We start from the raw sequence: 7,948 nt of genomic DNA, 5'->3' as shown, positions 1-7,948 counted from the left end.
CGCGCACCCTGACCGCGCAGCGACTCCGCGCAGCCCTTGCCGACGTCGCCGTAACCGAAGACCACCGCCACCTTGCCGCCGATCAGCACGTCGGTGGCACGGTTGATGCCGTCGATCAGCGAGTGACGGCAGCCGTACTTGTTGTCGAACTTCGACTTCGTCACCGCGTCGTTCACGTTGATCGCCGGGAACAGCAGGTCACCCGAGGCCATCATCTCGTAGAGACGGTGGACACCCGTCGTGGTCTCCTCCGTCACACCGCGGATCTCGGACGCCAGCTGGGTCCACTTCTGCGGGGTCTCGCCGAGGGTGCGGTTGAGCAGGGTGAGGATGTGGCCGTACTCCTCGGAGTCCGCCGTGGACGGGTCCGGGGCCGCGCCGGCCTTCTCGAACTCGACGCCCTTGTGGACGAGGAGGGTGGCGTCACCACCGTCGTCGAGGATCATGTTCGGGCCGCCGGTGGGGGTGTTCGGCCAGGTCAGCGCCTGCTCCGTGCACCACCAGTACTCCTCCAGCGTCTCGCCCTTCCAGGCGAAGACCGGAACGCCCTGCGGGTTCTCCGGGGTGCCGTTCGGGCCGACGGCGATGGCGGCGGCCGCGTGGTCCTGGGTGGAGAAGATGTTGCAGGAGGCCCAGCGGACGTCGGCGCCGAGCGCGACCAGGGTCTCGATCAGGACGGCGGTCTGCACGGTCATGTGCAGCGAACCGGTGATACGGGCGCCGGCCAGCGGCTGCGCCTCGGCGTACTCCCGGCGGATCGACATCAGACCCGGCATCTCGTGCTCGGCCAGGGTGATCTCCTTGCGGCCGAAGACGGCAAGGGAAAGGTCGGCGACCTTGAAGTCCATGGGTGCTGCTCCTCATGGGTCGAGAGGTGTGGGTACGGCTGAGCCGCGCACGGGCGGGCCGGTGCGCCGAGCACAGTCCGTCGCGGGGCCCTCTCTCCCCTCGGCCGGTCACGAGGACCGCCCGACCGCCATCAGCAGCGACGCCTGACACTGATGACGAATCTACACCGATCGGCGCAGCGGGCCCCAGCCCGTACGGGAACGAGTCACGGCCTGTTTTCGGGCCGTCCGGCAGAAGGTTCGGGGCCTTTCGGACTTTTGATCCACTCCTTATCTGGTGGAGGATTCCGTTGGACGGACCCATCGCGCGAAGGAGATTCCACGTGAGTACTACGGCCGGCCCTCCCGGTGGCGGAGGCGCGAACGGGCAGGAGCGGCTGAGGCTGCTCGCCGTCACCGCGTGCCCCACGGGGATCGCACACACCTACATGGCCGCGGAGAAGCTCCAGCAGGCCGCCGCCGAGCTCGGCGTGGAGATGAAGGTGGAGACGCAGGGCTCGATCGGCGCGGAGAACGTCCTCTCTGACAACGATGTCAGAGAGGCGGACGGGATCATCATCGCCGCCGACAAGGAGGTCGACCGCGCCCGCTTCGCCGGCAAGCGGGTGCTCTCCACGGGCGTCGCGGACGGCATCCACCGGCCGAAGGAACTGATCGAACGGGTACGGACCGCCCCGGTGCAGAGCGGGTCCGCGGCCGGCGGCGGTCCGGCGGGCGGGGGCAGGGAGCGCAGCGCCGCGTACAAGGCGCTGATGAACGGCGTGTCCCACATGATCCCGTTCGTCGTCGTGGGCGGTCTGCTGCTCGCGGTCTCGATCGCGCTCGGCGGGCACACCACGCCCAAGGGCATCGAGTTCGACAAGGACTCGTTCTGGTTCTACGTCAACTCCCTGGGCGGTCTCGGCTTCAAGCTGATGCTGCCGATCTTCTCGGGCTACATCGCCCACGCGCTCGGTGACCGGCCCGCGCTCGTGCCGGGCATGATCGGCGGGTTCCTGGCCGCCGACGCCGTGAACATCTACGGTGCGGACGCCAACGCGGGCTTCCTGGGCGCCATCGCCACCGGCTTCCTCGCCGGCTACCTGGTGATCTGGATCAAGAAGGTCAAGGTCCCGAGGTTCGTCCAGCCGATCATGCCGATCATCGTGATCCCGATCGCGTCGACTCTGGCGCTCGGGCTGTTCTACATCTACGTCATCGGGCAGCCCATCTCCTGGGTGTTCACGCACCTGACCGACTGGCTGAACGGGATGACCGGCTCCAGCGCCATCGTCCTCGGCGCCCTGATCGGCCTGATGATCGCCTTCGACATGGGCGGCCCGGTCAACAAGACGGCCTTCCTCGTGGCCGTGGGCCTCATCGGCACCAACAACGCGGTCATGGGCATGGCCGCCGCCGCCATCCCCGTCATGCCGCTCGGCCAGGGGCTGGCGACGCTGCTGCGCCGCAGGCTCTACACCGACCAGGAGCGGGAGGCCGGCATGGCCGCCCTGTTCATGGGCTTCTTCGGGATCTCGGAGGGGGCGATCCCCTTCGCCGCCGCGCGGCCCGCGCAGGTCATCCCCGCCAACATGCTCGGCGGCGCGGTCGCCGGTGCGGTGGCCGGGCTGGCCGGGGTCGGGAACTCGGTGCCGCACGGCGGTCCGGTCGTCTCGCTGTTCGGCGCGATCAGCGGTGTGGCGATGTTCTTCGTCGCGATCGCCATCGGCACGGTCGTGACCGCGCTGACCACGAACGCGCTGATCGAGCTCAAGGCCCGCAGGGCCGCCCGGGCCGCCGCGCCGGAGACGGCCGCGGTGCCCGAGCCGGTGCTCGCCGGGGTGGGCGCCGGGGCGGGCGGTACGGCCGTGGCCGCCGCCGCCCCGGCCGCCGGGGCCGGGCCCGCCGAGGAGGCGGAGGTGCTGTCCGGCTACCTGACGGAGCGGACCGTCAGGACGGAGCTGTCGGCGGACTCCAAGGAGGCGGCGATCCGCGAGATGGCCGAGGTGCTGGCCACCACCGGCAACGTCCGTGACGTCGAGGAGCTCGTCCGCGTCGCCCTCGCCCGGGAGGCGCAGGGCACGACCGGGCTCGGCGAGTCGATCGCGATCCCGCACGCCAAGACGGACGCGGTCGTCCGCCCCACGGTGGGCTTCGCCCGGTCCTCCGAGGGCATCGAGTGGGGCTCCCTCGACGGCACCAGGGCCCGGCTCGTCTTCATGATCGCGGTGCCGGAGGCCGCCGCCGGGGACGAGCACCTGCGGATCCTGGCCCTGCTGTCGCGCAAGCTGATGGACGGCGGGTTCCGCGACCGGCTCGGGTCGGCGCCCGACGGGCCGGCCGTCCTGGAGGTCCTGCGCGAGATCGGGTAGCCGCCCCTCCCGCGCCCCGTCCGCCGGGTCCCGTACCGCTCCGGTACGGGACCCGGCGGCGTACGGGCAGTGTCCGAATCGGTATGTACGGACTTGGCGCACCGGGCCCCCGGCGGCATTCCGTGCCTCGCCGTCGACCTACGATGCAAGGCAGGTACATCGGAAGGGACGAAATGACACACAGGCCAGGACGCAGACGCGGGATCGCGGCGATCGTCCTGCTGGTGCTCGGAGCGGTCATCCTCGGCGGGGTGACCGTGGCGAAGGCCGTCGACCCTCCGTCGCGCTTCTCGATGGGCAAGGCGGCCGGCTGGCAGATGGCGCCGACCTACACCGACGGGGAGAGCATCTACCTGGAGCCGGTGGACACGGGGAAGCTGCGCCGGGGGGACGTCGTCCTCGTCTCCGTTCCGTGGTCCCTGCAGAAGACGCAGATGAACCGGGTCATCGCCGTGGGCGGGGACCGCATCCGGTACAAGCCGAGCAGCAAGACCAGCGGCCAGTACCGGCTGGTGCTCAACGGTGATCCGCTGGACGAGCCGTACCTGGAGCAGTGGAAGAACCCTTCGGCGGTGGCCTTCGACGTGACGGTGCCCGAGGGGTCCGTGTTCCTGATGGGCGACAACCGGATGAACTCGGACGGCTCGCAGTACGCGAACAACGGTCCGGTCCCGGTGGACGGCATCTCCGCCAAGGTCGTGATGTACCCGATGGCGAAGCTGGCCGTGTGGGGGCAGCTGGCCGGTGCGCTGGTGCTGGTGGCCGGCGCGGTGCTGGCGTTCGTGTCCCGGCGGGCGCGCAGGCGGGCCGAGGCCCCGGTGGCCGCGGACGCTCCGGCTTCCGAGCAGGCCGAGCAGGGCGAGCCGGCCGCGGCGGCCGCGGCCGGTGAGCGCGCGGACGCCCAGTCGTAGCGTCCCCCTCCTTTCACGGGCGAAGGCCCCCGCTGCTCGTGGTGAGCTGCGGGGGCCTTCGTACGTCCGGAGCCGGCCGGGCCGGCCGGGCCGGTCAGCGGCCGTCGGCCTTGGCGGCGTCGGGGTTGTAGATGTCGGGCTCCAGGTAGATCACGCGGGCGATCGGCACGGAGGCGCGGATGCGGGCCTCGGCGGCGTTGATGGCGTTGGCCACCTCGGTCGCGGTGTCGTCGTGCTGGACGGCGATCTTGGCGGCGACCAGGAGCTCCTCGGGGCCGAGGTGCAGGGTGCGCATGTGGATGACGCCGGTGACGGTGTCCCCGTCGACGAGCGCGGCCTTGATCTTCTCGACCTCGGCGGTGCCGGCGGACTCGCCGAGCAGGAGGGACTTGGTCTCCAGGGCGAGGATGACGGCGATGGCGATCAGCAGGACGCCGATGCACAGGGTGCCGACGCCGTCCCAGACGCCGTCGCCGGTGATGAGGGCGAGGCCGACGCCGAGGAGGGCGAGGACGAGGCCGACGAGCGCGCCGAGGTCCTCCAGCAGGACCACGGGCAGCTCGGGGGCCTTGGCGCTCTTGATGAACTGGCCCCAGGACTGGTTGCCGCGGGTCTCGTTCGACTCCTTGATGGCGGTGCGGAAGGAGAAGCCCTCCGCGATGACCGCGAAGACGAGGACGCCGACGGGCCAGTACCAGGACTCGATGGGGTGCGGGTCGTGGATCTTCTCGTAGCCCTCGTAGATGGCGAACATGCCGCCGACGGTGAAGAGGACGATGGAGACGAGGAAGGCGTAGATGTAGCGCTCGCGCCCGTACCCGAAGGGGTGCTGCGGGGTGGCCTCGCGCTGGGCCTTCTTGCCGCCGAGGAGGAGCAGGCCCTGGTTGCCGGAGTCGGCGACCGAGTGGACGCTCTCCGCGAGCATCGACGAGGAGCCGCTGAAGAGGAATGCCACGAACTTGGCCACAGCGATGGCCAGGTTGGCGGCGAGTGCCGCCACGATCGCCTTGGTGCCGCCCGACGCGCTCATGGGTGCTGGATGTCCTTTCCTGGCCACTGGCTACGGCCGCACATTGTTGCAGCTACCCGTGGGGCCGATGCGATGTCAGATGACGACGGTGGCCCGGAAGACCGTGCCGGTTCCGGACAGTTCGACCTTTTCGCCCGCGGGGACGAAGACGGACTCGCCCGGGGCGAGGGCCAGTTCGCCGACGGCCGGGGCGCCGGCGGTGCAGAGCAGGATCTGCGGGGCGGTGTCCGGGAGGGCGCGGGGGACGCCGCCGGGGGCCAGGACGAAGCGGGAGAGGCGGAACTCGTCGATGGGGGTCTCGTAGACCTCCTCGCCGTCGCCCTCGGGGCGCAGGACGCCGGGGGCGCTGGGTGCGAAGACGACGACCTTCAGCAGCTCGGGGACGTCGACGTGCTTGGGCGTGAGGCCGCAGCGCAGCACGTTGTCCGAGTTGGCCATGAGCTCGACGCCGAGGCCGTCGAGGTAGGCGTGCGGGATGCCGGCGCCGAGGAACATGGCCTCGCCGGGCTGGAGCCGGACGTGGTTGAGGAGCATGGCCGCGATCACGCCCGGGTCGCCGGGGTAGTCGTGCACGAGGCCCGCGTACGGGGCGTACGGGCCGCCGAGGCGCTCGGCGGCGGCCGCGGTCTCGGCGACGGTGCGGGCCATCTCCTCGCGGTCGGCGCTGAGGACGGCGGTGAGGACCTCGCGCAGGGCCGCGTCCTCGGGGTGGGCGCGCAGCAGGTCGACGTACGGCTTCAGGGAGTCGACGCCGAGGCCTTCGAGGAGGTCGGCGGCCTCCAGCGGCGGGCGGAAGCCGCACAGCCCGTCGAAGGGGGTGAGGGCGCAGATCAGTTCGGGCTTGTGGTTGGGGTCCTTGTAGTTGCGGTGGCCCGCGTCGATCGGGACGCCGCGGCGCTCCTCGTCCTCGTAGCCGGCCCGGGCCTGGGCGAGGTCGGGGTGGACCTGGAGGGAGAGGGGGGCGCCGGCGGCGAGGACCTTGAGGAGGAACGGCAGGGCGGGGCCGAACTTCGCGACGGCGGCGGCGCCGAGCTCGCGCTCGGGGTCGGCGGCGATGACGGCCGACAGGGTGGTCCCGCCCGTTCCGCGGTCGAGGCGGGACGGGGCGCCGGGGTGGGCGCCCATCCACATCTCGGCCTGGGGTTCACCGCTGGGCTCGACCCCGAGGAGGGCCGGGATCGCGGTGGTGGATCCCCATGCGTAGGGGCGGATCGTGTTCGTCAGGCGGTCCATCGTCGTCGTCTTCCTGGAGCTGGTGCGGTGCGGGCACGGATGTGTGCCTCAGCTGTGTCCCCGGGCCGCCAGCGCCAGGTAGGCGGTGGCGAAGTCGGTGACGGCGAGGAGTTCGGCGAGCTGTTCCAGTTCCCCGCCCTCCTCCGGTTCGAGCTCGCTGATGGCCGTGTCGTGGCTGAGGGCGAGCTCGCGCGCGGCCGGTGCGGCGGTGAGTCCGCCGGTGGGCCGGTCGCGCAGCAGTACGACGCGGGCGCGCAGGGCCTGGGGCTCCTCGACGCGGTCGCGGAAGAAGTCGTCGGGGTCGGCCCCGGCGGCGAAGGCCCCGGAGAGCAGGACGCCGTGCGCGGGCAGGGCCTCGGGGAGGTCGGCGGCGAGCGCGGGGCGGCCGGCGAGTTCGGCGAGGGTCGCGGCGAAGCGGCGGCCGGCCGGTCCGGCGCCGGTGCCCTCGCTCCAGATGAGGGGGAGGGAGTCGGCGAGTTCGGCGGCGAGGGTCTTGGCCGGGTTGGAGTACGTGGCGATGGCCGGGCCGCAGCGTTCGGCGGTGCGGTCGAGGCGGTCGGCGACGAGCTGGAGGGTGTCCGGGGCGGCCGCGATCAGCCCGACCCGGTCGAGGAGCACCAGCAGCGGGGTGAGCAGGGCCCACAGGGCGCCGGGGCCGGCGGCGGCCGACTCGTCGTACTCCTGGTACGGGGCCTTGGCCATCGGGACGAGGAGTCCGTGGGCGCCGTCGACGCTCTCGCTGAGCGGCGAGCGCTCGGGGGCGACGGCGACGACGGTGCAGCCGCGCCGGTAGGCCTGTTCGGCGAGGACGCCGAGGCCGGGCTCGGTGCCGTCGGTGGTGGCGATGAGCAGCAGGTCCACGGGGCCGGCCCAGCCGGGCAGGGTCCAGCGCAGCGCCCCGGCGGCGTGCGCGACGCCGGTGGGGTGCAGGCGGGTCACCGGGGCGGAGGCTCCGGCGAGGGCGCCGAGGAGGTCGGCGACGCCCGTGGCGGCGGTGCCGGGGCCGGCGATGAGCACCGCCCGGGGGCGGCCGTCGGGGCGCAGGTCCGCGAGGCCGGCCTCGGCGGCGTGCCGGGCGGCGGTGCGCACCCTGGCCCCGGCCTCGGCGGCGCCGCGGAGCAGGCCGCGGCGGTCGGCACGGGCGAGATCGTCCGGTGCGTCGAGGAGTGACTCGTCGAGCATGGGGGCCTCCGGCGGGGTTGACGGATCCAGGCTGGTCGAGCGGGGGCGCGGGGCCGCCGGGTCAGGCGGGGCGGCGGGCCTCGTCCACGAGGAGGACCGGGATGCCGTCGCGGACCGGGTACGCGAGGCCGCAGTCCTGGCCGGTGCAGATCAGCTCGGGAGCGGTCTCGTCCGCCGAGTTGTCCCGGAGGGGGGCGTGGCAGGCGGGGCAGGCGAGGATCTCCAGCAGGCCGGCTTCGAGCGGCATGGGGCGGTGTCCCTTCGGGATGCGGATTGGGCGTGGTCAGCGTACCGCCGAGTCACCTGCGGTGCGGCTCGGCGGGGGGCGGGGGCTGCGCCCGGGCCTTCGGGGCTCCGCCCCGGACCCCGCGCCTCGAACGCCGGCGGGGGTGG

Annotated in this window: 7 protein-coding genes; 2 read left to right on the top strand and 5 right to left on the bottom strand. The window is 72.6% G+C overall.

The genetic code is table 11. The annotated features are described in order from the left end of the window. Positions 1-848 (bottom strand): adenosylhomocysteinase (locus AB0O29_RS33310; protein ID WP_365159390.1); only part of this gene is annotated, 848 nt, incomplete at its 3' end. Positions 849-1,171: 323 nt separating this feature from the next. On the opposite strand from AB0O29_RS33310, the gene AB0O29_RS33305 reads away from it, so the two are divergent. Then, complete coding sequence (locus AB0O29_RS33305; RefSeq protein ID WP_365159388.1) at positions 1,172-3,199, top strand: fructose-specific PTS transporter subunit EIIC; 2,028 nt, start codon at positions 1,172-1,174, stop codon at positions 3,197-3,199. Positions 3,200-3,372: 173 nt separating this feature from the next. Continuing rightward, entirely contained in the window at positions 3,373-4,110 is a 738-nt protein-coding gene (gene lepB / locus AB0O29_RS33300; RefSeq protein ID WP_365159385.1) for a signal peptidase I, read from the top strand. A 94-nt stretch (positions 4,111-4,204) separates the two neighbouring features. Here the strand turns inward: lepB and AB0O29_RS33295 are convergent, their stop codons facing one another. From AB0O29_RS33295 to AB0O29_RS33280, 4 genes are all read right to left on the bottom strand, one after another. Further along, the gene (locus AB0O29_RS33295; RefSeq protein ID WP_365159382.1) at positions 4,205-5,140 is read right to left on the bottom strand and encodes a cation diffusion facilitator family transporter; all 936 of its coding nucleotides are present in this window, start codon (positions 5,138-5,140) and stop codon (positions 4,205-4,207) included. Positions 5,141-5,215: 75 nt separating this feature from the next. Next, positions 5,216-6,373 carry a mannose-6-phosphate isomerase, class I gene (gene manA / locus AB0O29_RS33290; protein ID WP_365159379.1) on the bottom strand — a complete coding sequence of 386 codons (1,158 nt, stop codon included), beginning with the start codon at positions 6,371-6,373 and terminating at the stop codon, positions 5,216-5,218. A gap of 48 nt (positions 6,374-6,421) precedes the next feature. After that, the gene (locus tag AB0O29_RS33285) at positions 6,422-7,555 is read right to left on the bottom strand and encodes an SIS domain-containing protein (RefSeq protein WP_365159376.1); all 1,134 of its coding nucleotides are present in this window, start codon (positions 7,553-7,555) and stop codon (positions 6,422-6,424) included. Positions 7,556-7,616: 61 nt separating this feature from the next. Then, positions 7,617-7,802, bottom strand: coding sequence for a Trm112 family protein (locus AB0O29_RS33280; RefSeq protein WP_266839393.1), 186 nt, complete (start codon positions 7,800-7,802; stop codon positions 7,617-7,619). Positions 7,803-7,948: the final 146 nt, after the last annotated feature.

It is taken from the genome of Streptomyces sp. NPDC089915 (genome assembly GCF_040684675.1).
Lineage (GTDB): Bacteria > Actinomycetota > Actinomycetes > Streptomycetales > Streptomycetaceae > Streptomyces.
This window is presented reverse-complemented; position numbering and strand designations above follow the sequence as displayed.